Below are 24,506 nucleotides of genomic sequence, written 5' to 3' on the forward strand. Positions count from 1 at the left end.
TTTTACGTGTCGTTTATATTGGCGTGTCACTTTTGACCCTCGGCAATCTGGTTATCGGTCCCGCTCAGGCGGCGCAGCGCGCCCAGGCCCGCGCCGCCGCGTCACCCGGCCAGACTTGGGCGTGACGTTCCGCCAAATATTCCACGATGGCCAGCGAATCCCACCCCGTCCGCGCGCCATCGATCAACACCGGTACTTTGCCGGTAGGGGAAAAGCCGTGGAAGAGGGAGCCGGCCGCCGGGGGTTCAAAGGGGTGCAGACTCTCCTCGAACGGCAGCGCCAGCGCTTTCATCAGCACCCACGGCCGTAATGACCAGGACGAGTAGTTTTTATTGGCGATATGCAGTTGATACATCCTTGCGTTCTCCCATAGGGGTTAAAAACCGTGCGCCGATGCACAGGTCGATAGCGTTACCCGGAAACGAGGCTTGCGCCAGCCCGGTACCGTGACGGAATCTACGCTGCCTTCCTGGCGTGCGCCCATACGTTGATAAAAACCGGCGGCCAGCGGATCGGCGTCAATTAACAGCCGAGTCGCGCCGGCGCGGTGTGCCGCTTTGATCGACCAGCCGAACAGGGACTTGCCGATCCCCGCTTTTTGCCGCGCGGGTGAGACAAATAAGCGCGCCAGGAAAGCCTCATCCTCTTCCACCTGCAATTGGGCGACCCCCAGCAGTTGGCTATCGCTTTCCGCCACGCAAATCAGCGAATTTTCCATATCAGCCGGCCGAAAGGTCAGCTCTTGTCGGCAGCACTGCATAATCGCATCGTCATATCCCCATAACGCTTTGGATTGCAGACAGAGCTCAGTGAGTTGGGCCAACTCTTCAATGCGTGCTTCTCTGAGCTGATGCATTACTCTTTCCTCTCGTGCTGATGGTAAATCTGCAAAATGAGTTCGGTGGCGCGTCGAGCGTCGTCGTCGTCGGCCAACGGTGGCTCCCCCCCCCCGGCGACGGCCCGCTCGAAATCCGCCAGTATTGCCTGGTGGCGACGGCTGTCGTTGAGCGTTGCGTTGCTGGCGCCGTTATCCGCCACCGGCGGGCGCGGCTGCGCGGGATTGTCGACACCCTCAATCTGCCAGACGTCAATACAGTCGTTGAAAAGGGTAAACGTCCCTTTTTCACAGCACACCTCCAAACGCGGCGGATAGCCGGGCCGCACGCTGGTGAGCGCCATACAGGGGAAGCATCCTGATGATCGTCATTCGCTGATGACCAGCGTGAAACACTTCGCGCTTTATGGCGCGGTGGAAGGGGGCCGGGATTACAACACGGTAGATATGAGCCCGCAAAAAATGTTTCAGGATTACCTGCCCCCTTACAAAGCGGCGCTGGATGCCGGCAGCGGCGGGGTCATGGTGGCGCTAAATTCCATCAACGGGACGCCGGCCACCGTGGATCGCTGGCTGCTGCAGGATGTATTGTGCAAAGCGTGGCATTTTACCGGTATCACGGTCAGCGATCACGGCGCGATCAAGGAGCTCATCAAGCACGGCGTGGCGGCCGATCCTGAGCAGGCGGCGAAAATGGCGATCAACGCCGGCATCAATATGAGCATGAGAGATGAGTATTTTCTGAAATATCTGCCGGGGCTGATTCAGCGCGGCGAGGTGAGCCAGGCGACGCTCGACGACGCGGTGCGCCATGTATTGAACGTCAAATACGACATGGGCCTGTTCCGCGACCCCTATGTGCATCTGGGGCCGGCGGGCAGCGATCCGGCGGATACCAACGCGGAAAGTCGGCTGCACAGGGCCGAGGCGCGTCAGGTGGCGCGCGAGAGTGAAAAACCGCCTCAACACGCTGCCGCTGAAAAAACAGGGACGTTGGCGGTCATTGGCCCGCTGGCGGACAGTAAGCGCGATATCATGGGCAGCTGGTCCGCCGCGGGTCGCGCCGATCAATCCATTACCCTGCTGGAAGGGATCCGCCACGCGGTGGGGGAAGCGCAGGGTATGGCCCACGAAGCCTCCAGCCGCAGTGATATCACCATCCCGAAAAGCCAACGCAGGCTACTGCGCGCGCTCAAGGCCACCGGCAAGCCGCTGGTGGTTGTGCTGCTGAACGGGCGGCCTCTGGCGCTGGTGCGGGAAAACCAGTAGGCGGACGCGCTGCTGGAGGCGTGGTTCCCCGGTACCGAAGGGGGAAACGCCATAGCCGATGTGCTGTTCGGCGATCACAACCCGTCCGGCAAATTGCCCATGTCGTTCCCGCGCTCGGTGGGGCAAATTCCCATTTATTACAATCATCTGCCCACCGGTCGCCCCTACGACCCGCAGAAACCGGAGAAGTATACTTCTCATTATTATGATGAAGCCAACGGCCCGCTGTTTCCGTTCGGCTATGGCCTGAGCTACACCCATTTCACCTTGTCGCCGGTGACGTTGTCGGCGACGCAGTTGGCGCCGGCGGGCAGTCTGACCGCTACGGTCACGTTGACCAACGATGGCGACAGGGACGGCGCCACCGTGGTGCAGCTAGTATTTGCACGATGTCACCGCCTCCATCAGCCGGCCGGTGGCGACGCTACAGGGCTTCCACAAGGTCTTTCTGAAAGCGGGGGCGTCGCAATCCGTCCAATTTACCGTCACGCCGGCCATGCTGCGGTTTTATAATCAGCCAATGCAGCAGGTCACCGAGCCGGGTGAGGTGGACGTTATGATTGGCCTCGATTCCGCTAGAGTGAACCGTGCCCACTTTACGCTGCAATCCCGCTTTACGCTGCAATAAAGCGGACCGGCTGCTGGAACCGGTTCGGCGCCGCATCGAACAGCAGGTGCTGGGCCTGAGCGGCGTCGGTCTGGGCACCGTGGATTTCACGCAGCCCGCCAATGATCCGGGCCTCTGGCGGGTACACGGCGACTTTACCTCGATGCTGTGCGGCGGCATAAGCGCGCTATTGCTGCAAATGTTGCATCCCTCGGCGCTGGCGGGGTCTGGGATCACTCTCATTTTCGCAGCGACATGCTGGGACGGCTGCGGCGCACGGCGCAGTTTATTTCCGTTACCAGCTTCGGCCCCACCGCGGCGGCCGAATGGCTTATCGCGCGCGTGCGCCAAATCCATTTGCAGGTGAATGGCGTGGATCCTTCAGGTACCGCCTACCGGGTAAGCGATCCGGCCTTGCTCACCTGGGTGCATGTGGCGGAAGCGCGCAGCTTCCTGGCGGCGCATCTGCGCTTTCGCAATCCCCGCCTGAGCGGCGCCGACCAAGACGCTTACTATCGCCAGGCGATGAAGGTGGCCTGGGCCCTGGGCGCCCGCGACGTGTCTGCCAGCCGGGCCGAGGTAGAGGCCTATTTGCAGGCGATGCGGCCGCGGCTGGTGTGCGATGACCGCACCCGTGGGGTGACCCGGCTGCTGCTCTATGCGCCCATGCCGAGCCGATTGGCGCAGCCGGCGGGGTGGCTTTTGATGCGCGCCGGCATTGATCTTTTGCCGGACTGGGCTATTGACCAGTTGCACCTCGACGGCCCGGCCCTGCGGCGGGTTCTGGTGACCCCGGCGGTACATTCCCTGGCCCGCGTCCTGCGCTGGTCGGTACGCAGCGGCGCATGGCGCGCCAGCCCGCCTGACGGTTAACGCCGGCTTTCTTGCAAAAAAAGGGCATGGCGGACGGGAATGTCACTTCCTCGCACAGACATTATCGTCCCGGGCCGATAAACTAATCACTTCCACGAGCCGCGGGCAAAAATAGATGCCCCGGGCGATAACGCGTGCCCACAGGTGAATGGATGCCCGCGGGCAAACACAGGCCCGCGGGCAAAAATACCGGCTCAAAGGCATAATAGCGCCCCCGGGTAAAAATCGGTGCTTATGGATAAGCACGCCGATACGGGTGGCACGCAGCGAGGCGAATATGGCATTAACGGAAGTCATCCTGGTCGATGAACGGGACCGGGCGGTGGGCACTATGGAAAAACTGCAGACCCACCGTGAAGGCGCGCTGCACCACGCGGTGACCGTTTACTTGTTTAACCCCGACGGCCAACTGCTGTTGCAGCAGCGCGCGCGGAAGAAATACCACTGCGGCGGTCTTTGGAGCAACACCTGCTGCGGCCACCCCATGCCGGCGGAAGAGAGCGCTGCCGCCGCCCGCAGCCGTCTGTATGAAGAGATGGGGCTGCGGGTGGCGTTGACGCCGGTATTGCAATTGCGCTACCGCCTGCCGCTGCCCAATGGGCTGATTGAACACGAATACGGCCATGTGTTTTGTTTTTTGGCGTCACGCCGTTGGCGCCAACGCCTGATCCCGACGAAGCGATGGCCTGGCGCTGGCAAGCGATGCTGTCGGTGGTGGCGCAACTCGCCAGCGAACCCGAAGTGTTCACGCCCTGGTTCAGATTGACCATGGAGAAAATTCCGGCCCAGTACGCCGCGTTTCTACGCGCCCTGCAAGCCAGCTAATCCGATGCGGCAGAGCCTGTGTGCCAGCGCCTTCGCCGACTTTATGCTTTCCTGTCGGTAGGGTTCCGGCAAAGCTGAGCCCGCTTGCCGCCGAGGCCGTCGGCCGCCTCACCGTCAACCCGTGCCTGCGGGCGCTGGGCAACTGTGGCTGCCGCTGGCGCTGTTGCTCGCCAGCGGCCGGCTGGACGAATTGTCGCTGATGAAAGAGTATACCAACCGCGCGCAGGTGTTTCATCAGGCGTTGGGGGAGCATCTTACGCTGTTATTCGGTACATTAGCCCCGGCGCTGCTTATCGGTATCCCGTTGGGTTTCGTGTGCCACCGCTCGGCCAGGTGGCGTCCCTCGCTGTTCGCCATGCTAAATATCATCCAGACGCTGCCCGCCATCGCGCTGTTCGGTTTACTGATAGCGCCGCTAAGCGGTTTGGCCACCGCTTGGCCTTGGCTGCGCGAATTGGGCATCGGCGGGATCGGCTTGGCGCCGGCGTTGATCGCGCTGGTGCTGTATGCGCTGTTGCCGCTAGTACGCAGCGTGCATGCCGGTCTGGCACAGGTACCGGATAGCGTGGTTGACGTCGCGCGCGGCATGGGGTTGAGCCGCCGGCAGCTTTTTTGGCGGGTGGAAGTGCCGCTGGCGCTGCCGGTCATGCTGTCGGGAGTGAGGGTCATCTCCGTGCAAACGGTGGGCATGGGGATGGTTGCGGCGCTTATTGGCGCCGGCGGATTCGGCGCCCTGATGTTTCAGGGACTGTTGAGCAGCGCGCTGGAGCTGGTGCTGCTGGGGGTGATCCCGGCTATCGCGCTGGCGCTGTTGGTCGATACCCTGTTTAAAGTGATTATCTCGATGTTACAGAAGGTGCGCCTGTGATTGAATTTCAAGGGGTCAGTAAATTTTTCCACGGCAAGCCGACGGTGGAGGATGTGAGTTTCATGCTGCCCGCCGGTGACATCACGGTGCTCATCGCCCCCTCCGGATCCGGCAAATCCACCACTCTGAAGATGATAAACCGTCTGATAGAGCATGATACGGGTAACATTTTGTTTGCCGGCAAGGAGATAGGCCGCTGGCCCGCCGAGCAGCTTCGGCGGCGCATGGGCTACGCGATACAGTCTATCGGGTTATTTCCCCACTGGACCGTGGAGCAGAATATCGCCACCGTGCCGCAACTGCTGAAATGGCCGCGTCAACGCATTCACCAGCGCGTGGGCGAATTGCTGGCGCTGCTGCATCTCGATCCGGAGCAGTTTCGTCACCGCTATCCGCACCAGCTTTCCGGAGGCTGCTGATGGACGAGCCGTTCGGCGCGCTCGATCCGGTGACCCGCAGCGCCCTGCAGGGGGAAATTGCCCGCATCCACCAGATCTCCCGCCGCACCATCGTGCTGGTGATCCACGATATCGATGAGGCGCTGATCCTGGCTGACCGCATCCTGCTGCTGGACGGCGGGCGGATTGTGCGGCAGGGGACGCCGCAACAAATGCTGTTACGCCCGGCAAGCAGGCTGGTGCGAGATTTCTTCGGCGGCGGCGAGAGGGGGATCCGCCTGTTGTCGCTGGGCACCGCCGGTGAGCTTGCCCGTCCGGGGAGTCTCTGCCGGGACCGCCGATTTCGGCCGCGATGTCCCGACGCGCGGCGCTATCCGAATTCATCGCCCGCGCAACCGATCGACTCCCGGTGGTGGACGAACAGGGAGGCGCGCTGGGCGTGCTGCACTTCGCCGACCTCTTGCGCCCGCTTAAGGAAACGGAATGATGACGCGGCGCATTCTGACCGATCCGCTGTTATGGTGTCTGCTGTTGCTGCTGGCGCTGTTGTTTGGCATGCCGCATATGACGCGGCTCTTCGTGGCGCTCTTCCCCGCGCTCGATCGCCCGGTATACCGGCAGGACAGTTTCGCCTCGCTGGCCTTCGCCCACCTGTGGCTGGTGCTGGTGTCCAGTATGATTGCCGTGGTTATCGGCGTTGGCGCCGGCATCTGGGTGACGCGGCCGGCGGGCCGGGCGTTTCGCCCGCTGCTGGAAACCGTGGCGGCAGTGGGGCAAACGTTCCCGCCGGTGCCGGTCATGGGCTTTAGCGCCGAGCCGGCGGTAATCGCGCTGGTCCTCTATGGGCTGCGGCCCATCGTCCAGGCGACGATTGCCGGTATTGAGACGGTGCCGGCGTCCTTACATGATATCGCGACCGGGGCGGGCATGAGCCGCGGGCAAATTTTGCGACGGCTGGAACTGCCGCTGGCGGCGCCCGTTATCATCAGCGGCATTCGGACGTCGGTCATTATCAACATTGGCACTGCCGCGATAGCGTCCACCGTAGGGGTAAAAAGCCTGGGCTCACCGATTATTATCGGCTTGAGCGGCTTCAATATCGCCTATGTGCTACAGGGCGCGCTATTGGTGGCGCTGCTGGCGATCATCAGCGATATGCTGTTTGAACGCTGGCTGCGGGCGCTGGACGTTAGCTATGGACGATGATGATATAGCCCGCCAGCATGACGCCGCCGATGGCGCCGAGTGAGAGCAAGGAAATCACGCCGAAAACGGCGGTTTTGATAAGCTTCATGAGCATCCTTATATGCAGGGCATCAGACATTATAAATATTCGCCGCGGTGATACAAGGTTGACGCTACGGCGCCATCGCAGCCAGGGCTGAATGATGAGGGTAGAGAGGTTACATTCCCTGGGCGAAAGCAAAGGAGCGGGCGCTTGCCGTTAACAAGGAGCGGCGGGTGACGCCGACGCCGCTGGCGATCCGTCTAGCGTCGCCGCACAGCGCCGCGGCGCGCAGCCTAATGGATGAACTTTCCGCCGCCTTAAGCGCGCTGACCGGCGACGATGGCCGCACCTCATTCGATCCGGCGCAGACGTTCGGCGCGGGCGGCTGTTTCGCCATCGCCTACGCCGTGCCCGACGGTACCGCGCTGGGCTGCGGCGCGTTGCAACCGCTGGCGCCTTAGCGGCACTATCGCGACCGGCCGGCATCGCTCTGTTTGGGAAAAGCCCTGCAGTTTTATACAGCACAAAGCTGACGCCGCGCCGCGACTGTGGGACAATGCCGCATTCCCAAGCGATAAGGCCTGAACGATGGCGCTCTCCTTAGCAACCAAAGCGCAAATCCACGATTGGTATAAAGCGCTACAGCAGCATGTTCCCGATTTCATCCCCCGTGAACCGCAGCGGCAGATGATAGCGGAAGTGGCTCGCGCGCTGGCGGGGGATATCGAACGCCATCTGGTGATCGAAGCGCCCACCGGCGTCGGCAAAACGCTGTCGTATCTGATTCCGGGCATCGCCATCGGTCGCGCCGAGCAAAAACCGCTGGTGGTGAGCACCGCCAATGTCGCCCTACAGGATCAAATCTTCAGTAAGGATCTGCCGCTGCTGAGAAAGCTCATACCGGATTTGACCTTTATCGGCGCATTCGGACGTCGGCGCTATGTCTGCCCGCGCAATCTGGCGGCGGATGGCGTCAGTCAGGGCGATCTGCTGCTATTTCTCGATGACCCGCTGGCCCCCGCCAGCGGCGCCGAACATCAGCAATGTGTGGCGCTGCAAACGTCGCTGAATAACGCCAGCTGGGACGGCCTACGCGACCACTATCCCCAGGCCGTGAGCGATCCGCTCTGGGCCAGGCTCAGCACCGATAAAGCGAACTGTCTCGGGCGTAATTGCCACTATTTCCGCGACTGTCCGTTTTATCTGGCGCGCAAAGAGATAGAAAACGCCGATGTGGTGGTGGCCAATCATGCGCTGGTCATGGCGGCGCTGGAAAGCGAGTCGGTGCTGCCGGAGGCGAAAAACATGCTGCTGGTGCTTGATGAAGGCCACCATCTGCCGGACGTGGCGCGGGATGCGCTGGAAATGGACGGCGAGATATCCAGCCGCTTTTTTGCTCACCAGCTAGAGCAGTTTCGGCGGCAAACGGCGCTAATCCTGTCCCAGTTTCGACCCGCGCGCCCGCCGCAGCTCAGTCAGGAGACGCGTCTTCAGGCCCATTGCGACGAGCTGCTGGCGCTTATCGGCCTGTTCGAGCAGCAGGCCGAGGCTTATTTGCCTCACGACAGCGTGCAGGGTGAGCACCGCTTTGCGCTGGGCGTATTGCCGGCGCCGATGAGCGAGGCGGCGGCGCAACTCTGCAAACTGTCGGACAGGCTGCGGATGCTGGCTGAGTTTTTGCTGGCGGACCTGGGCGAAAAAACCGGCAAGCACGATATTGTGCGCCTGCGCCAGGCACTGCTGCAGACCAGCCGTATTCAGGGATTTTGGGAGGCCACCAGCCGGCTGTGGCGGCTGGCCGCGCTCGAGAAGGCTTCAAATGCGCCGATTTCCAAATGGTTGACCCGAAAACAGGGCGACAACGGCGCCCAACTCTTTTTGCACTGCGTCGGCATCCGCGTCAGCGATCAGTTGGAAAAACTGCTGTGGTCAAGGATCCCCCACGTGGTCATCACCTCCGCCACGCTGCGGTCCCTCGAAAGTTTCGCGCGTCTTCAGGAGCTGTCCGGCCTGCATGAGCGCAACGGCGATCGCTTCATCACGCTGGCGTCGCCTTTCGATCACCGCCACCAGGGCCGTCTGGTTATCCCCCGTATGCCGATGGATCCGGTCATGGCGCAGGAAGCGGACCATATCGCCTGGATGGCGCGCTATTTTCGCGCCGAATGGGAAAAGGCGTCGCACCGGGGCATGCTGGTACTGTTCGCCAGCCATCGCGCGCTGCGGCTGTTTTTGGACCAGGTGACCGATCTGCGCCCGCATTTGCTGGTGCAAGGGGATAAGCCCCGTTACCGTCTGGTGGAGGAACATCGCCGGCGCGTTGACCGCGGGCGGACCAGCGCGCTTTTGGGGCTGCAATCTTTCGCCGAAGGGTTGGATCTGAAAGGGGAATGGCTCACCCAGGTACATATTCATAAGGTGGCTTTTCCGCCGGTGGACAGTCCGGTGATATTGACCGAGGGCGAGTGGCTGAAAACTCAGCAGCGCCATCCGTTTGAGGTACAGAGTTTGCCCAGCGCCTCTTTCAATTTGATTCAGCAGGTCGGCCGTCTTATCCGCAGCCACGACTGTCACGGCGAGGTGATCATCTATGATCGGCGGTTATTGACCAAATCCTATGGCGCTCGTCTGCTGGCGGCGCTGCCGGTATTTCCTATTGTCCAGCCGGCGCTGGCCCCTGCGGCGGGGGCCAGTGCGCAACCGGCCACGTCGAGCGACTAAGAGCCGCAAACGCGCGGCCGGATGAATTGTTATTGCCTTAAGAGCAGGATAAAGTCAGTTTTGTAAGGCCTAGGCTTTAGTGTTCAGGAGAGCCACATGTATATTCCTCCCGCGCTCCGACAGACGGATGTCGAGGCGCAGCGCGCCCTTATCGCGGCCCATCCGCTGGCGCAGTTGATAAGCCTCGGCGAACAGGGCTTGCAGGCGGATCCGCTGCCGCTGCTGCTGGACAGTTATCCCGACGGCGCCTGGCGGCTGCGCGGGCATTTGGCGCGTGCCAATCCTCACGGTAAATCTTTGGCGCGCGATGGCACTTGTCTGGTGATTTTTCAAGGGGAGGCCGGCTATATTTCTCCCGGCTGGTATGTGGCCAAGGCGGAGCACGGCAAAGTCGTGCCGACCTGGAATTACCAAACGGTGCATTGCCACGGCCAGGCGCAGGTGATAAACGACCCGGCATGGCTGATGGCGTTGCTGCGGGTGTTGACCGACAACCAGGAGGCGCGGCGACAGGCGCCCTGGCGGGTTGAAGATGTCCCCCCCCCGGGCTTTATCGACACCCTGATAGGCGCTATTGTGGGGATTGAAATTCGCGTGACGCGCACCGAGGCAAAATGGAAATTGAGCCAAAACCGCAGCTGCGCGGACCGCGACGGCGCGATAGCCGGGCTGATGGCCGACGGTAATGGGCCGCTGGCCCGGGAGATGGGGCGCGGTTGACAGGCCTCTCCCCTGCCATGAACAGGTGATGAATGGATTACAACAAAATTATTAAAGAGATCGGGCGCGGCAAACATCACGCCCGGGATCTGGACCGCGAAACGGCCTATACCCTCTATCGCGCCATGTTGGCCGGCGACGTACCGGAGCTGGGGGCTTTGCTCATCGCCATGCGCATCAAGGCAGAAGCCCCCCGAGGAGTTGCTCGGTTTTTATCAGGCGATGCAGGAGCAGGTGATGGGGCTACAGGCCCCCGCATCGCTGCCGCCGCCTATCGTCATTCCCAGTTACAACGGCGCGCGTAAGCAGGCGAATCTGACCCCGCTGCTGGCGCTCGCCCGGCTCGGGTTTCCGGTCGTGGTGCATGGCGTGACCGAGGATCCCGGCCGGGGTGACCAGCGCCGCTATCTTCCGCGAGCTCGGCGTTCACGGCGTTACCTCGCGCGACGAGGCGCAGGCCGCGCTGGCGCAAGCGCCGCGGGTGCTGTTTATTCCGGTGGAGGTGCTCTCGCCGTCGTTGACGCGCCAGCTGAAGCTACGCTGGCGGCTGGGGGTGCGCAACAGCGCCCACACGCTGGCGAAACTGGCGACGCCGTTTCCTTCTCATCCCCATTGGCGGCTGTGCAGCGTTTCCCATCCGGAATACATACCGCGCGTCGCGGGATTTTTCAGCGCTATCAACGCCACTGCCCTGTTGATGAACGGCACCGAAGGCGAAAGCTATGCCAATCCCAAGCGCCTCACGCGTATCTATCATGTTCAAGGGGGCGAGCCGCGGCTGCTGCTGGATCCCGCACTCAATGCGCTGCCGCCGCTGGAAAGCCTGCCGGACAGCCGCGAGGCCGCCGCCACCGCCCGCTGGGTTGAATCCCGTCTGGACGGTCATCGGCCTTTGCCCGAGGCTATCCGTTTGCAGCTCGGGTGTTGTCTGATCGCCACCGGGCAGAGCGCCGACCTGCCGACGGCGCTCCACGACGTGGATAACCGACTGGCCCGCCGTTGAATACCCTTTTTGCCGCTAACCGGAAGCACACCACATGCCACATGCTATCGACTATTTCAACCGCCTGAATCAGGATTATCTGGCGGTGCACCAGGCCAAAGAAGACCTGTTCTGGCAACACTATATGGGCACGGGCGGAGCGGAGGTGTCAGGGCGATTCGCCGCGGCGGAAACTGCCTACAAACGCTTTATCGCCGAGCCAACGCGCCCCGCCGAGTTGCGCCATTTAATCAGCCAGCTGGCGACGGCGCCGTCTTCGCCCGAACGGGATCAGATGTTGCATGGCTTACGCGGCTGGGCGCGTTTTTTTGATTGCAACGTCATCGAAGATCCGCTGGCGCAGGGGTTGATGGATGAGATTATCGCCGCAGAGAACGATCTTTACGCGCGGCGTAAAACGCTCACGCTCAAGCATCTGTTGGCCGAGCAGGACCCACCCGTCGCCGCGACCCTGGGCGAATTGCTGACCAATCAGGCCAATAACGACAGCGAACGCTGCCGGCAAAGTTCGCAGCAGGCGCTACGGGATTTGGAGCAGTGGCTATTGCATAACGGTTTTCCCGAACTGGTCAGCCTGCGTAACCGCTTCGCCCGGCAGATGGGCTACCGCAATTTTTTTGATTATAAGGTAAACAAAACCGAGCAGATGACGCCGGAGCAGCTGTTCGCTATCCTCGACAGCTTCGAGCTGCAGACCCGCGACGGCATGCAGGCCAGCCTGCGGCGGCTGGCGAGCGAAAAGGGCGATGCGGCGCTGGCGCCCTGGAATATTCGCTACGCCAGCGCCGGCGATGTAACCCGGCAGTTGGATCCCTACTTGCCGTTTGCCGATTCGCTACGCAGCTGGGTGGACAGTTTCAAGCGGCTGCATATCGGTTTCAACGGCGCGCGCATGCAGCTGGATCTGCTGGTGCGGCAGGGTAAATATGAAAACGGTTTTATGCACGGCTCGGTGCCGTCGTTTCTGTCGCAGGGCACTTGGGTGCCGGCGCGTATCAATTTTACCAGCCTGGCGCGGCCCGATCAGCTCGGCAGCGGCATTAGCGGCATTGCCACCTTATTCCATGAAGGGGGACATGCTGCCCATTTCGCCAATATCCGCCAGAATGCGCCCTGCTTTTCACAGGAGTTTCCGCCCACTTCAATGGCCTATGCAGAAACGCAATCAATGTTTTGCGACAGTCTGCTTGACGATGCGGACTGGTTGAAACGCTACGCTGTCAACGATCGTGGCGAGGCGGTATCGGACGCGCTTATCCACGACGCTATCGCCGCGCGCCAGCCGATGCGCGCTTTTAACGAGCGCCATATTCTGCTGGTGCCCTATTTTGAGTGGGCGCTGTATCAATGGGATGACGCACAATTAACGCCTGAGGCCATCACCCGTCTGGCGCGGGACAATGAACGGCGCATCCTGGGCATCGACGGCAGTCCACGGCCAACCATGGCGATCCCACATTTGCTGTCGCAGGAGTCCGCCTGCTCCTATCAAGGCTACTTACTGGCGCTGATGGCGGTGGAACAGACCCGGCGTTTCTTTATGCAGCGTGACGGTTACCTGACCGATAATCCGGCGATTGGGCCGAGTTTGGCGCGGCATTATTGGCAACCGGGCAACAGCGTCAGCCATGACGCCACGCTGGTCAGTCTGACCGGCGAAGGCTTTAATCCGGCCTATCTGGCCAACGTCTGCAATCAGACCGTCGAGCAGGCGTGGCGGCAGGCGCAGGACTGCATGGCTCAGGCGCAGACGCGTCCCCAACCGCCGGTGGATTTCGCCTGGCAGGCCGAGATACAGGTCGTGGATGGCGATGAGGTGCTGGCAAGCAATGCCGAGGGAGATGACACGGTGTGCCGGCAATTCGCGCAAGCGATACAGCGGCGCTACGGCTGAGCAAAGGGCCGGGCGCTATGCGCCGCGCTGTTCGAGGGTACCCCGAGCGGTAGCCTTTGCTGGCCGGGTGAGTTGATTCTCGACGGCGAAGCGCGGGCAGTGCAGCGGCCGGCGGTGTCGGCGGTGGTCTGCACCATGCAGGCGCTGTCGCTGCGCGGATCGCGCGGCATATCCGTGAGACGGGAAGCGACCGCGCCCTGACTCAGGGCCACGGCGCAGAGAATAATACCAGCCTTAAAAGAGAGTTTAATACTAATAACTCTATAAACTATATCATAACGGAAGCGTATGATACGCTGGCTGATACGATTTTTCTTAGGAAATTTTTGAACGAGACCATCATTTTTTTGATAACACCGTCCCATTATCTTTACACCTGCCGCGGCGTCCGTAGGCGTCGGGTTAACGACGGTTGCGATCGTCGGGACGCACCAGGTCAAAGCGCTGCTGCGCGGAGATGCCAAAATAGGCGCTAGGACCGCCGCCGCGCAGTACCGGCTCCGCGGCGGCGGTCTGATATACTCCGTCGGCATCCAGTAGCCGGCGATCGATATGCACCGCCACCACTTCCCCTAATACCAGCCAACTGCCGGTTTCGTGGCCGCTGGCGTCCACCAGCGCAATACACTGACTCAGACGACATTCAAAATTGACCGGACTTTGGGCGACGCGATGGGCCTTCACCCGCTCCCTGCTGGTTCCGGTCACATCCGATCACTGATTCCGGTCGCCCGATCAGCGATTCCGATTCTGTCCGATCGCTCATCTTCTGTTCCGCCATACTCTGGAGACTTTTAGCTTCCGGGGGCATGGCATGGCACGTAAAAAGAAGAAAGCGAGAACGGAAATGTGCATCTATATTAATGTGTTACGTATGAAATCCGAGCAGCGTCGCTCGAATCGCACTATCGCAGCAGCGCTCGGCATAGGCTGTACTACCGTGCACGATATCCTCGGCCGATTCACGGTAGCTAACCTGGTCTGGCCATTGCCGGCGGAACTGTCCCCCGTCGACCTCGACCGCTTGCTCTATCCCGGCAAATCCGGAAAAGTTATCAATACCTTACCCAGCTGGCTTGATATCGATACCGAGTTAAGCCGCAAGGGCATGACCAAGCAGCTGCTCTGGATGGAAGATCAGTCCGCCGTGGGCGGTGATGCCCTCGGTTACTCACAGTTTTGTGCACTGTTCCGTGACTGGAAAAAGAAGCAGCGGCGTTCCATGCGCATGGAGCACAAGGCTGGCGAAAAGCTCTTCATCGACTTCTGTGGCCCCACCGTACCTATCGTCAACCCTGCGACCGATAGCGTACGCCAGGTCGCTATCTTCGTCGCTGCCATGGGCGTGTCAGGCTATGCGTATATCGAAGCCTGCGAAGGCCAGGACATGGCATCGTGGCTCAACACCAATAGCCGCTGCCTGCACTTCATGGGTGGGGTTCCGGAGCTGATGATACCTGATAATCTGCGCAGCGCTGTCAGCACCCCTGACCGCTATGAGCCGGTCATAAACCAGAGCTACCAGGCGCTGGCAAATCACTATGAGACAGTGGTGCTACCGGCGCGCCCGAGAAAACCGAAAGACAAGGCGAAGGCAGAATCAACTGTTCAGCTGGTAGAACGCTGGGTTTTGGCCCGGTTGCGTAAACGTAGGTTCTACTCGCTGGCCGAACTCAACCAGGTGATACGAGAACTCAATCATGAGTTGAATCTGCGCCCGATGCGTCATTACGGCGGACAAAGTCGCCTTGAACGCTTCGAGCAGCTGGACAAACCGGCTCTTGGGCCTCTACCGCCCACACAATGGGAATACAGTGAGTATCTCGTTGCCCGAGTGGGACCTGATTACCACATAGACTACGGCAAAAACTGGTACTCGGTGCCGCATCCGCTGGTTGGCGAGCGCGTTGACGTCATCGCCACCCAACGGCTGGTGCAAATCCACCATAAGGGCGTCTGCGTGGCTACGCACCCTCGCAGCGATAACGCCTATAGGCACACGACTCAGGCGGCGCACATGCCGGCTTAACCATAAGGGGCAGAGTCAGTGTACGCCGGAAAGGCTGTGCAGTTGGGCGCTGTCGGTGGGTGTGTGCACACTGAAAGTGGTCGAGTCCATCCAAAAGAGCAAAGCCCATCCGGAGCAGGCTTACCGCTCCGTGCTGGGGCTACTCAATCTGCAACGGCGCTATGAGACGACGCGACTGGAGAAGGCCTGCGCGCTGGCGTTGGAGAAAGGGTGCATTAACCGCTCTTTCATAGCCAACGTATTGAAACACGGTCGTGAAAGTGAGGTCACCCAGGACGGAGCCGGCGTATCAATGCTGGTTCACGAAAACCTCCGAGGTCCGGACAGTTATCACTAAGGAGAATAAATATGGATACACTGTTAATGGCTCTGCGAGAGCTGAAGTTGTCGGCAATGGTCCAGGCGTTGGAGACGCAACGCGAACTCCCGGGGAGTTATGGGGAGCTGGGGTTCGAGGAGCGGTTGTCGCTGATGGTAGAATCGGAAAATTTTCATAGAAAAAACAACTACATATTCCGTATTCGACGGCAATCGCAAATGCGCTTGCAGGCAAAACCGGAAGATATCCGTTATATCCCTAGCCGAGGAGTGACACCGGAACAGATGCGAGATCTGCTAGGGGGACAATATCTGAAATATCAGAAAAGCATACTCATCACGGGGCCGACAGGTACGGGCAAAACCTGGCTCAGTTGTGCGCTTGGTGAGCAGGCATGCCGGCAGCAATATAGCGTGCGTTACTGGCGAGTGGGTCGGTTGCTGGCCCATCTTCACCAGTGTCAGGTAGACGGGACCTATCTAAAACAGCTTAAGCAGTTAGAAAAAATAGAGTTACTGATCTTGGACGACGTGGGCCTAGAATCAATAAGTCCGATGCAGGCAACGATGCTGTTGGAGGTGATGGAAGATCGCTACGAGGCTTTGTTGAATAAATCGAACTTTTAGGTGACTGGCGGCTCTGATCACTACATTCGTTTCAACATCAGGTCCCCATGGCAAAGCAAAAGTTTAAAATTACCAACTGGCCCGCATACAACAATGCGCTCAGGCAGCGGGGGGACCTGACAGTATGGCTTGATGAGTCAGCCATTGCTGCATGGACTGAGAGTACACCACCTGAACATCGTGGCCGGCCGCTTCACTACACCGATATGGCCATTACCACGGTTCTGATGATAAAGCGCGTGTTTAACCTTTCGCTCCGGGCGTTACAGGGTTTCGTTGACTCAATTTTTAAACTGATGGGGCTGTCGCTGCGCTGCCCAGATTACTCTCTGGTCAGCCGGCGAGCAAAAACCGTCGACATCAGCATAAAAACGCCAACCCGCGGCGAAATCTCACACCTGGTCATCGATGGCACCGGCCTGAAAGTCTTCGGCGAAGGCGCATGGAAAGTCAGGCAGCATGGGGCTGAGAGGCGCAGAGTATGGCGCAAGCTTCATCTGGCAGTAGATAGCGTGACACATGAAATTATCTGTGCCGATTTATCGCTAAGCGGTACGACAGATGCGCAGGCGCTGCCCGGGCTGATTAACCAAACCCACCGGAAAATCAGGGAAGCGTCGGCTGACAGTGCTTACGATACGCGTTACTGTCATGATGCTCTGCTGAGGAAAAAAATAAAGCCGCTTATCCCACCGCGAAGTGGTGCGCAATATTGGCCAGCTCGATACTATGAGCGTAACCATGCGGTGGCAAATCAGCATCTGAGCGGCAATAACGATACCTGGAAAAAGAAAGTAGGTTATCACCGGCGTTCACTGGCTGAAACGGCCATGTTCCGGTTTAAAACACTTCTGGGTGGTCATCTGAGTCTGCATGACTATGACGCGCAGGTAGGTGAGGCAATGGCAATGGTTAAAGCACTTAACCGGATCACACTGTTAGGAATGCCAAACAGCGTCCGCATCATGTAACAATCGCCCTGATAGGGAGGAAGTCGTCACAAATTTCGGATTTATTCAACAAAGCGTCGCTACGACAAAAGCAGCAGCATCCTGACTCAGTCAACTGCCGGTGAAAAAATGGTATGGACTGATAGAAAACCCCACGACAGCTGACGCGTTACTCGATCGGTTAGTACATCCCAGCTATAGACTGGAACTTAAAGGCGAATCACTACGCAAAGAGCAAGGAGTAGCCAGCACAGGAAAAATAACTAAACCTGAGTCAGAAGATGAGCGAACACGTGATCGAATATCACTGGAATGGGTGATCGGAAAATATCGGAATAACTGATCGGATGTCGCCGGAACAGCTGATCGGATACGTCGGAATCTGCACTCCCCTTGGACAGGCGTCAGGCCGGCAACGGCAAACTCGTCCTCGCCGGCGGGAAGCGAGGCGGAGGTCTCGTTCATGGTGGCGGCCAGGGGACGCATGACCAGATTCCAGACGAATTCGCCGGTGGCGTGGATATTCGCCACGCTATCTTTCCAGCCGGCGCTGGAAAAGCCGATGATCGGCGGATGATAGTTGAAACAATTGAAAAAGCTGTAGGGTGCCAGATTGCGCTGTCCTTTGGCATTAACCGACGCTATCCAGCCAATGGGCCGCGGGCCGATGATGGCGTTTAACGGGTCGTGCGGCAAACCGTGGCCTTGCGCCGGTTCGTAAAAGTAGTGCGAGCTGCGGGTCATATCGGCATCCTCCAGCCAATGCTTACGCCACCATGCGGCTCACCCGTGCGCAGGCCACATGTCGAATCGTAAAACGTCGATTATAGGCGGCCTGCGGCAGGGCGTGCTTATCCGAGGGTGCCAAGAGCGGGGCCAGACCGCGCAGGTCATTCCCGCTCCTGCGCCTTCGATGCGCCCTCTGCACCGGACGTGTGCCGCGTTGGTGCGGCACGGCCGCCATGCGCTGTCAGCGCTACCTTAGCGCAGCTGGCTATCCTTACTGCCGCGGCGATTGTAGCCGGCATAACTCGCTCGATGTTTATCTTGTTCGCGTTGGCAGGTCAGACACAACTGCACGCCAGGCACCGCAGCACGGCGCGGCTCGGGAATGGGATCGCCGCATTCCTGACAATATTGCGCGCTTACGCCGCCGGTAAGCCCCTGTCGAACGCGCTGTACCGCATCGTTGAGAGTGGCATCAATTTGATCCTGCACGGCACCCTTCGGCGCCCATCCACTTGCCATGGTGTCACCTCCGGCCATTAAGTCAGTGAAAAAATGAGTCAGTATAACAAGGCCGACGATCGTGCCGTCAGCCTTTAGGGTATTACGCAAGCCCGTGCCAACCCGCGTTGGCACTGACGCGGATTTATTCGATGTTAGACTTGATAAACCACAGGAATTTATCCAGGTCACGGGAAGCCGCGGTGAAGATATCAGCCGTATCCTCATCCTCAACTTCGGTGATCGCCTTGCGTACATCGTTAGCGACAATACCATAACGGTCGGCCAGGGCTTTCAAATGATCCTGCACCGTATGGATGGTGGTCGGATAGCTTTTCAGCGGGGTTTTATCATTGGTCACCTGTAACGTACCCAACGCGACCCCGCCCAATTGCACCACGCGTTCGGCAATCGTATCCTGATGGTCAAGAATAGCGGTACGGAAACCGTCCAGCATTTCATGCACGCCAATAAAGTTGTTCCCACGCATATTCCAATGCGCCTGTTTTGTGATTAGCGCCAGATCCACCAGTTCAATCACAATACGGTTAAGCGTGGCGATAGTCGAGGTTTTAACCTGTTCGTCCACATCATTGCGCGTAAAAATGAGTTCAGAAGATTTCGTTTTAACCAGTTTAGCGGTACTCATAATTACTCATCCTCTTATTAGTTCGTAACGGCTCGTTTTTAATTTCATTCAGATAATAATTATAGCAGCGATTTAGAATCTTACTCCCTATCAAAGCTATCGCTGATTTATTATCTTAATTGACTTGGCCGCGGCCGCATCCGCTGCCACGACAGTCTCTCGCCTATTACCGCCGGAAATGACGGTGAGGCAATGACACCCTCTGGCGCCGTCCACGCCGGCGTGATTGGCGCTGCAGGCCCAGCGTACGGCGCTGGCGACGCGCGGTAGTATTACTCGCCGCAACGCTGCCGGCCATGCCATTTATTGCAGGACGCGTCATCCCTATCGGCAACATCAGCTCATCAAGCAAGTTGGACATGTCATCCACAGCGGCAACGTTAGCGCATCAAATATGATGGATATGTCATCGATACCGGCATCTGCCGCCGCATACAGGATGGCGGAGACATTATTTCTACCGACAATATCAGCGCATCAAGCATGCCGACCGTTTGCGCCATGCAGCAGACGGGGGCGCAACAGCAATGCCGGCTGACAGTCAGACCTGTTTATCAGCACTGGCCATGCGCGCGCGTTTTTCGGATGCCGCTACGACGCCGGGGTTTTGCGCTATCGTCCGCGCTAGCGCCGGTAGGCTGCGCTGCCACGCCCTGCCGACGAGGATGCGGGTAGGGAGTAAGGGCATATTCTATCCTCCTACGATTCTTCCCCTTGCGCAACCGCCTCTCACGGGGGCATGATCGCGATAAGGTAGCCAATTTCATAATCAGGGCGCGACTTAGCCGATAGCCAGCGCCATGAGAGCCAAAATTAGCCGATAGCCAGCGCCATAAGGCGCCAAAAAATTTGAGCAAAGGCTGCGGGGAGCGGCATCAAGACGTATCCCCCCAGCTTCGGCCAATGCCCCAGCGCGCGCAGGGCCGCCTCGCGCCGCGAGCAACGGTAATGAGGCTAGGGGCGATGAGGTTATAGCCAGCGGGAATAAAAAGCGGCGGGTTTAATGAAGACATCTTATATTTTCAGTGCAGGTGGCGCTTTTATTCCCCGCTCTTTGGCTCTATTCTTTCCTCGGCAGCGGGATAACGCCCAGGCGGTGGGCGAGATATAACTACCGTTTCGGCACCGCGCCGCCACTATTTCTTAAAGGAAGGGAATATATTTTTGGAAACCCACAGAGTGAAGCTGGGTTGGGAATAATTATTATTTCGTTTTAAGACCTTTTGCGCGCGGCGCAAAGGTGCTTTTTTCTGCCGTTGAGTGCGAAAATAAGCCCGCCGGCAAGGCATGAAATTAAATACTTATTAAATAAGATTTCTTTTTATGCCGTTTCGCCTGTACGGAAGCGTGAAAAAAACGTAAAAAGATAGGAAAAATCATCGGTAAAGGTCTATTTTTTAAACGGTCGATTCGGAATGTTCTGGATATGTTGTAAGGATAAGTAAAGGTCCTTTTGGGACGGCGGTTCAAAACATAAGTAAAATGAATAGGATAGAAGTGTCTGAAAACTTATGTTACACGATACCTTTATTTAGACAACAATTATTAAGCAAAGTTTCATGCTAGGTTTTGGTATATTTTCATGGTTAGGACGTACATTCACATTTGAGGTGGTTATGAAAAAAATTGCATGTCTTTCAGCTTTAGCTTGCGTTTTGGCAGTGGCAGCAGGTTCCGCAACAGCAGGTGAAAGCACCGTTTCCGCCGGTTATGCACAGGGTGACCTGCAGGGCGTAGCGAACAAAGCTAACGGCTTTAACTTAAAATACCGCTACGAGTGGGACAATGACCAGCCGCTGGGCGTAATCTCCTCGTTCACCTATATCGAAAAAAACCGCGCTGAAAGCGGCGATTACGATAAAGGTCAATACTACGGCTTCACCGCTGGTCCGGCTTGGCGCATCAATGATTGGGCCAGCCTGTACGGCGTCGTCGGTCTGGGCTATGGCAAATCCATCTCGAATGCCCAGGACGGTAATCGCCGTGGCAGCAGCAGCGATGTCGGCGTTGCCTATGGTGCCGGTCTGCAGTTCAACCCGATGGAAAACGTTGCGCTTGACGTCTCCTATGAACAAAGCCGTATCCGTTCCACCGACGTCGGTACCTGGATTGCCGGTGTAGGTTACCGCTTCTAAGTCTCATGCGGGCGGCGGCCCTTTGTGGCTTTGCCGCCTGATGGCTGCTCCGGTGGAAGGTTTGATGTTTCACCGGGTGAAGGCGCGCCGTTTTGGCGCGCCTTATGATCGCCGCGCTCCTTGGCAACCGTTTCTCCCTCGAGCCAGACGCCTCTACTTGGCTATACCCGCAATCTGCCTGACTACACCCTTCCTGAAGCGAAGAGCACCCATGCTTGACGCGTCGCTGTCATGCATCACTTAACCGCAGCGTGATTTGACTCCTAACTCCTTCGTGCCTGACATAAGGCCACTGGCGTTTCCCTTTGGTTACCCGTAATGCTCTTTGGGTTTATCGACTCAACCCGCTCGCGGGGCTCGCTGATAAGCGCGTGGCCTAGACCCTTTCGCCTCTGGCGAATTTCCCCCTCCCCCCTGCGTTCGGTCCTCCTTCTCTAGGGTGGGGCTTAGCCATTTTGCGGCCCGGCTTGCGAAACGGCCCTGTTGAGAGTCGTGTCGTCATCCTGTCGCGACAGACCACAGATTAGGCGCCATCTCGCGCCGCTTTATGGCATAATATGGTGAATGTCACACTTTATTAAGAGTCTCTCCTTTGCTGATAAGTAATAACATCACCATGCAATTCGGCAGTAAACCGCTGTTCGAGAACATTTCCGTCAAGTTTGGCGGCGGCAACCGCTACGGCCTCATTGGCGCCAACGGCTGCGGTAAATCTACCCTGATGAAAATTCTGGGCGGCGATTTGACGCCTACCGCCGGCAATGTCAGCCTGGATTCCAACGAGCGCCTCGGTAAATTGCGTCAGGATCAATTCGCTTTCGAACAAAATAGCGTGTTGGATACCGTTATCATGGGCCATGGGGAGTTGTGGGCGGTCAAACAGGAGCGCGATAGCATTTACGCCCTGCCGGAGATGAGCGAAGCGCAGGGATACCGGGTGGCGGATTTGGAAGTGCTGTACGGTGAAATGGATGGCTATCCCGCGGAAGCGCGCGCCGGCGAGCTGCTGCTGGGGGTCGGCATTCCGCTGGAACAGCATTACGGCCCAATGAGCGAAGTGGCGCCCGGCTGGAAGCTGCGCGTGCTGTTGGCGCAGGCGCTGTTTGCCAATCCAGACATTCTGTTGCTTGACGAACCGACCAACAACCTGGATATCAATACCATCCGCTGGCTGGAGCAGGTGTTGAATGAGCACAACAGCACGATGATCATCATCTCCCATGACAGGCATTTCCTGAACATGGTCTGCACCCATATGACGGATTTGGATTATGGCGAGTTGCGCATCTATCCGGGCAACTATGACGAGTATATGACGGCATCGACGCAGGCGCGCGAGCGGCTGGTGGCGGATAATGCCAAGAAAAAAGCCCAGATTGCCGAGCTGCAGTCGTTCGTCAGCCGCTTTAGCGCCAACGCATCCAAATCGCGCCAGGCGACCTCACGCGCCCGGCAGATCGATAAGATCAAGCTTGACGAAATCAAAGCCTCCAGCCGGCAAAATCCGTTTATCCGCTTTGAGCAAGAGAAGAAACTGTTTCGCAATGCTCTACAGGTAGAGCAGGTGACCCAGGGCTTCGAGGCGGCGGCGGCGCTATTTCGCGCCCTGAATATGATGGTGGAGGTGGGTGAGAAAGTGGCGATTCTCGGCGCCAACGGTATCGGTAAGACCACCCGGCTCAGAACGCTGATGGGCGAGCTGGCGCCGCAAAGCGGTGAGATAAAATGGTCGGAAAACGCCAATATCGGCTATTACGCCCAGGATCACGCCGCCGAGTTCGCCGAGATGATGACGGTGTTCGACTGGATGAGCCAGTGGAAACAGGCCGGTGACGATGAGCAGGCGGTGCGCGGCATCCTTGGCCGGCTGCTGTTTGGCCAAGATGATATTAAAAAGCCGGTTGGCGTGCTGTCCGGCGGCGAGAAGGGCCGGATGCTGTTTGGTAAGCTGATGATGCAAAAGCCCAATATCTTGCTGATGGACGAGCCCACCAACCATCTGGATATGGAGTCCATCGAATCGCTGAATGCCGCCCTTGAGCTGTATCAGGGAACGCTGCTGTTTGTCTCTCATGACCGGGAATTCGTCAGTTCGCTGGCAACGCGGATCGTGGAAATCCTGCTGGACAGGGTGGTCGATTTTAGCGGCAACTATGAAGACTACCTGCGCAGTCAGGGTGTGAACTGAATCGGTAATGGCCTTTCCTTGCGCGGCCAAGGTTTGCCTTACCCCGCGCCGGCGTCCCGCACTTGCGGGCGCCGGCCGTTAGCCCAATGAGTTTGCCGTGAAAAAATCCGTTCTGCCCACAGCGGAAAAGACGTCCTTACATCCGCGCAATCGCCACCGTGGCCGCTATGATTTCGCCGCGCTGGTGGTCGCTTGCCCGCCGCTGGCCCCGTTTGTCCGACCGACGCCCGGCGGCACGCCCTCGGTGGATTTCGCCTCGCCGGCGGCGGTGACCCTGCTCAACCGCGCGCTGTTGCCACCATTACGGCCTGCGGCACTGGGATATCCCCGCCAGGTTTCTCTGCCCGCCGGTTCCGGGACGGGCGGATTATCTGCATCACCTGGCGGACCTACTGACGGCCGGCAACGGCGGCAACATTCCGCGCGGTCGGCGCGTGATGCTGCTGGATATCGGCGTCGGCGCCAATTGTATTTACCCCATCATAGGCCATCATGAATACGGCTGGCGCTTTACCGGTTCGGATATCGATCCGCCCTCGCTGCGCTGGGTGTGACACATCGCCGACATGAATCCCTCGCTGGCGGGCGCGTTGCGCCTGCGTCGACAATCCCAACCGGCGGCTATCTTCAACGGTATCATTGGTGCGGCGGAACGATTCGATACCACCTTGTGCAATCCGCCGTTTCACGCATCGGCGCGCGAGGCCGAGGCCAGCACGCGACGTAAGCAGATTCAATTGGCACGGTCGACGCAGCGCCGGCGGGAAAACACCTTCGGTGCGGGGGATCTGGGTGGCGCATCGGGCGACGGTTTCTCGGTGCGCCAGACCGACGCGGCGGCAGCCAATTTTGGCGGTCGGCATAATGAACTATGGTGTCCAGGCGGCGAGCTGGCATTTGTCCGCCGTATGGTCGCGGAAAGCGTCGCCTATGCGCGTCACTGCCTGTGGTTCACGACGTTGTTGTCGAAGAGCAGTTCGTTAGCGCCGCTGTATCGCACTATCGAGCAGGCGGGCGCCAGCGCGGTGCGCACGATGCAAATGGGGCAGGGACAGAAAATCAGCCGTTTTGTCGCCTGGAGTTTTTATGATGCGGTGGGCCAGGCGGAGTGGGCCGCGCGCCGCTGGCGCGACTGATGGCGC

The 24,506-nt window shown here is 58.8% G+C and carries 16 protein-coding genes and 11 pseudogenes; 18 read left to right on the forward strand and 9 right to left on the reverse strand.

From position 1 onward, the window contains the following. Positions 1-67: 67 nt before the first annotated feature. The 3 genes and pseudogenes from SOPEG_RS02700 to SOPEG_RS02710 all read right to left on the reverse strand — a co-directional run. Positions 68-355, reverse strand: a pseudogene (locus SOPEG_RS02700) (glutathione S-transferase N-terminal domain-containing protein); the annotation flags it as partial. A 21-nt stretch (positions 356-376) separates the two neighbouring features. Next, positions 377-718 carry a GNAT family N-acetyltransferase gene (locus SOPEG_RS02705; protein WP_158382324.1) on the reverse strand — a complete coding sequence of 114 codons (342 nt, stop codon included), beginning with the start codon at positions 716-718 and terminating at the stop codon, positions 377-379. Between the two features lie 137 nt (positions 719-855). Further along, positions 856-1,179, reverse strand: a complete 324-nt coding sequence (locus SOPEG_RS02710; protein ID WP_051419404.1) for a hypothetical protein — start codon at positions 1,177-1,179, stop codon at positions 856-858. Between SOPEG_RS02710 and SOPEG_RS25885 the strand changes: the two are divergent. After that, positions 1,157-2,732, forward strand: a pseudogene (locus SOPEG_RS25885) (glycoside hydrolase family 3 C-terminal domain-containing protein); the annotation flags it as partial. The gene SOPEG_RS02710 and the pseudogene SOPEG_RS25885 overlap by 23 nt on opposite strands. Here the strand turns inward: SOPEG_RS25885 and SOPEG_RS29090 are convergent. Then, the gene (locus SOPEG_RS29090; protein WP_236851872.1) at positions 2,719-2,859 is read right to left on the reverse strand and encodes a hypothetical protein; all 141 of its coding nucleotides are present in this window, start codon (positions 2,857-2,859) and stop codon (positions 2,719-2,721) included. The pseudogene SOPEG_RS25885 and the gene SOPEG_RS29090 overlap by 14 nt on opposite strands. Before the next feature lie 41 nt (positions 2,860-2,900). Here SOPEG_RS29090 and SOPEG_RS02720 point away from each other — a divergent pair, with 41 nt between their 5' ends. The 5 genes and pseudogenes from SOPEG_RS02720 (at position 2,901) to SOPEG_RS02740 (ending at position 6,881) form a co-directional block, all read left to right on the forward strand. Then, on the forward strand, positions 2,901-3,584 hold the full coding sequence (locus SOPEG_RS02720; protein WP_236851761.1) for an oxygenase MpaB family protein: 684 nt from the start codon (positions 2,901-2,903) through the stop codon (positions 3,582-3,584). 277 nt (positions 3,585-3,861) lie between these two features. Further along, positions 3,862-4,409: pseudogene (gene idi / locus SOPEG_RS02725) on the forward strand (isopentenyl-diphosphate Delta-isomerase). 142 nt (positions 4,410-4,551) lie between these two features. Continuing rightward, positions 4,552-5,277: pseudogene (locus SOPEG_RS02730) on the forward strand (ABC transporter permease); the annotation flags it as partial. After that, positions 5,274-6,162: pseudogene (locus SOPEG_RS02735) on the forward strand (ABC transporter ATP-binding protein). The pseudogenes SOPEG_RS02730 and SOPEG_RS02735, both read left to right, overlap by 4 nt. Further along, on the forward strand, positions 6,159-6,881 hold the full coding sequence (locus SOPEG_RS02740) for an ABC transporter permease (RefSeq protein ID WP_025244212.1): 723 nt from the start codon (positions 6,159-6,161) through the stop codon (positions 6,879-6,881). The pseudogene SOPEG_RS02735 and the gene SOPEG_RS02740 overlap by 4 nt, the downstream one beginning before the upstream one ends. Here the strand turns inward: SOPEG_RS02740 and SOPEG_RS31115 are convergent. Next, on the reverse strand, positions 6,865-6,969 hold the full coding sequence (locus SOPEG_RS31115) for a membrane protein (protein WP_025244213.1): 105 nt from the start codon (positions 6,967-6,969) through the stop codon (positions 6,865-6,867). The genes SOPEG_RS02740 and SOPEG_RS31115 overlap by 17 nt on opposite strands. A gap of 167 nt (positions 6,970-7,136) precedes the next feature. Here SOPEG_RS31115 and SOPEG_RS02750 point away from each other — a divergent pair, with 167 nt between their 5' ends. From SOPEG_RS02750 to SOPEG_RS02770, 5 genes and pseudogenes are all read left to right on the forward strand, one after another. Further along, positions 7,137-7,364 carry a hypothetical protein gene (locus tag SOPEG_RS02750; protein WP_025244214.1) on the forward strand — a complete coding sequence of 76 codons (228 nt, stop codon included), beginning with the start codon at positions 7,137-7,139 and terminating at the stop codon, positions 7,362-7,364. A gap of 127 nt (positions 7,365-7,491) precedes the next feature. Continuing rightward, positions 7,492-9,624: an ATP-dependent DNA helicase DinG gene (gene dinG / locus SOPEG_RS02755; protein ID WP_038468113.1), complete on the forward strand. Its 2,133-nt coding sequence runs from the start codon at positions 7,492-7,494 to the stop codon at positions 9,622-9,624. 96 nt (positions 9,625-9,720) lie between these two features. After that, the gene (locus tag SOPEG_RS02760) at positions 9,721-10,344 is read left to right on the forward strand and encodes an FMN-binding negative transcriptional regulator (protein WP_038468116.1); all 624 of its coding nucleotides are present in this window, start codon (positions 9,721-9,723) and stop codon (positions 10,342-10,344) included. A 32-nt stretch (positions 10,345-10,376) separates the two neighbouring features. Beyond that, a pseudogene (gene ybiB, locus SOPEG_RS02765) lies at positions 10,377-11,347 on the forward strand (DNA-binding protein YbiB). Between the two features lie 34 nt (positions 11,348-11,381). Next, positions 11,382-13,241, forward strand: a complete 1,860-nt coding sequence (locus SOPEG_RS02770) for a M3 family metallopeptidase (protein ID WP_025244215.1) — start codon at positions 11,382-11,384, stop codon at positions 13,239-13,241. 402 nt (positions 13,242-13,643) lie between these two features. Here the strand turns inward: SOPEG_RS02770 and SOPEG_RS02780 are convergent. Beyond that, a pseudogene (locus SOPEG_RS02780) lies at positions 13,644-13,925 on the reverse strand (flavin reductase family protein); the annotation flags it as partial. Between the two features lie 130 nt (positions 13,926-14,055). Between SOPEG_RS02780 and istA the strand changes: the two are divergent. The 4 genes and pseudogenes from istA to SOPEG_RS30525 form a co-directional block, all read left to right on the forward strand. Next, positions 14,056-15,607, forward strand: a pseudogene (istA, locus tag SOPEG_RS02785) (IS21-like element ISSoEn3 family transposase). Positions 15,608-15,618: 11 nt separating this feature from the next. Beyond that, positions 15,619-16,188: pseudogene (gene istB, locus SOPEG_RS02790) on the forward strand (IS21-like element ISSoEn3 family helper ATPase IstB); the annotation flags it as partial. A gap of 74 nt (positions 16,189-16,262) precedes the next feature. Then, entirely contained in the window at positions 16,263-17,186 is a 924-nt protein-coding gene (locus SOPEG_RS02795) for an IS5 family transposase (protein ID WP_025243983.1), read from the forward strand. A gap of 57 nt (positions 17,187-17,243) precedes the next feature. Next, positions 17,244-17,427, forward strand: a pseudogene (locus tag SOPEG_RS30525) (ATP-binding protein); the annotation flags it as partial. On the opposite strand, the gene SOPEG_RS25890 reads toward SOPEG_RS30525, so the two are convergent. The 3 genes from SOPEG_RS25890 to dps form a co-directional block, all read right to left on the reverse strand. Then, the gene (locus SOPEG_RS25890) at positions 17,361-17,909 is read right to left on the reverse strand and encodes a flavin reductase family protein (RefSeq protein WP_025244219.1); all 549 of its coding nucleotides are present in this window, start codon (positions 17,907-17,909) and stop codon (positions 17,361-17,363) included. The pseudogene SOPEG_RS30525 and the gene SOPEG_RS25890 sit on opposite strands and share 67 nt — an antisense overlap. Positions 17,910-18,146: 237 nt before the next feature. After that, positions 18,147-18,413: a DksA/TraR family C4-type zinc finger protein gene (locus tag SOPEG_RS02810; protein ID WP_025244221.1), complete on the reverse strand. Its 267-nt coding sequence runs from the start codon at positions 18,411-18,413 to the stop codon at positions 18,147-18,149. A gap of 124 nt (positions 18,414-18,537) precedes the next feature. Continuing rightward, on the reverse strand, positions 18,538-19,041 hold the full coding sequence (dps, locus tag SOPEG_RS02815; RefSeq protein ID WP_025244222.1) for a DNA starvation/stationary phase protection protein Dps: 504 nt from the start codon (positions 19,039-19,041) through the stop codon (positions 18,538-18,540). Between the two features lie 1,616 nt (positions 19,042-20,657). On the opposite strand from dps, the gene ompX reads away from it, so the two are divergent. From ompX to rlmF, 3 genes and pseudogenes are all read left to right on the forward strand, one after another. Next, positions 20,658-21,176 carry an outer membrane protein OmpX gene (gene ompX, locus SOPEG_RS02820; RefSeq protein WP_025244223.1) on the forward strand — a complete coding sequence of 173 codons (519 nt, stop codon included), beginning with the start codon at positions 20,658-20,660 and terminating at the stop codon, positions 21,174-21,176. A 592-nt stretch (positions 21,177-21,768) separates the two neighbouring features. Then, on the forward strand, positions 21,769-23,364 hold the full coding sequence (locus SOPEG_RS02825) for an ABC-F family ATPase (RefSeq protein ID WP_025244224.1): 1,596 nt from the start codon (positions 21,769-21,771) through the stop codon (positions 23,362-23,364). Between the two features lie 97 nt (positions 23,365-23,461). Further along, positions 23,462-24,500, forward strand: a pseudogene (gene rlmF, locus SOPEG_RS02830) (23S rRNA (adenine(1618)-N(6))-methyltransferase RlmF). The last annotated feature ends 6 nt before the right edge of the window (positions 24,501-24,506 follow it).

It is taken from the genome of Candidatus Sodalis pierantonius str. SOPE, assembly GCF_000517405.1.
Lineage (GTDB): Bacteria > Pseudomonadota > Gammaproteobacteria > Enterobacterales > Enterobacteriaceae > Sodalis_C > Sodalis_C pierantonii.

Coding starts and splice junctions, on each gene's coding strand:
- SOPEG_RS02705 (WP_158382324.1), bottom strand. CDS start 718: ATGGAAAATTCGCTGATTTGCGTGGCGGAAAGCGATAGCCAACTGCTG.
- SOPEG_RS02710 (WP_051419404.1), bottom strand. CDS start 1,179: ATGGCGCTCACCAGCGTGCGGCCCGGCTATCCGCCGCGTTTGGAGGTG.
- SOPEG_RS02740 (WP_025244212.1), top strand. CDS start 6,159: ATGATGACGCGGCGCATTCTGACCGATCCGCTGTTATGGTGTCTGCTG.
- SOPEG_RS31115 (WP_025244213.1), bottom strand. CDS start 6,969: ATGAAGCTTATCAAAACCGCCGTTTTCGGCGTGATTTCCTTGCTCTCA.
- dinG (WP_038468113.1), top strand. CDS start 7,492: ATGGCGCTCTCCTTAGCAACCAAAGCGCAAATCCACGATTGGTATAAA.
- SOPEG_RS02760 (WP_038468116.1), top strand. CDS start 9,721: ATGTATATTCCTCCCGCGCTCCGACAGACGGATGTCGAGGCGCAGCGC.
- SOPEG_RS02770 (WP_025244215.1), top strand. CDS start 11,382: ATGCCACATGCTATCGACTATTTCAACCGCCTGAATCAGGATTATCTG.
- SOPEG_RS02795 (WP_025243983.1), top strand. CDS start 16,263: ATGGCAAAGCAAAAGTTTAAAATTACCAACTGGCCCGCATACAACAAT.
- SOPEG_RS25890 (WP_025244219.1), bottom strand. CDS start 17,909: ATGACCCGCAGCTCGCACTACTTTTACGAACCGGCGCAAGGCCACGGT.
- SOPEG_RS02810 (WP_025244221.1), bottom strand. CDS start 18,413: ATGGCAAGTGGATGGGCGCCGAAGGGTGCCGTGCAGGATCAAATTGAT.
- dps (WP_025244222.1), bottom strand. CDS start 19,041: ATGAGTACCGCTAAACTGGTTAAAACGAAATCTTCTGAACTCATTTTT.
- ompX (WP_025244223.1), top strand. CDS start 20,658: ATGAAAAAAATTGCATGTCTTTCAGCTTTAGCTTGCGTTTTGGCAGTG.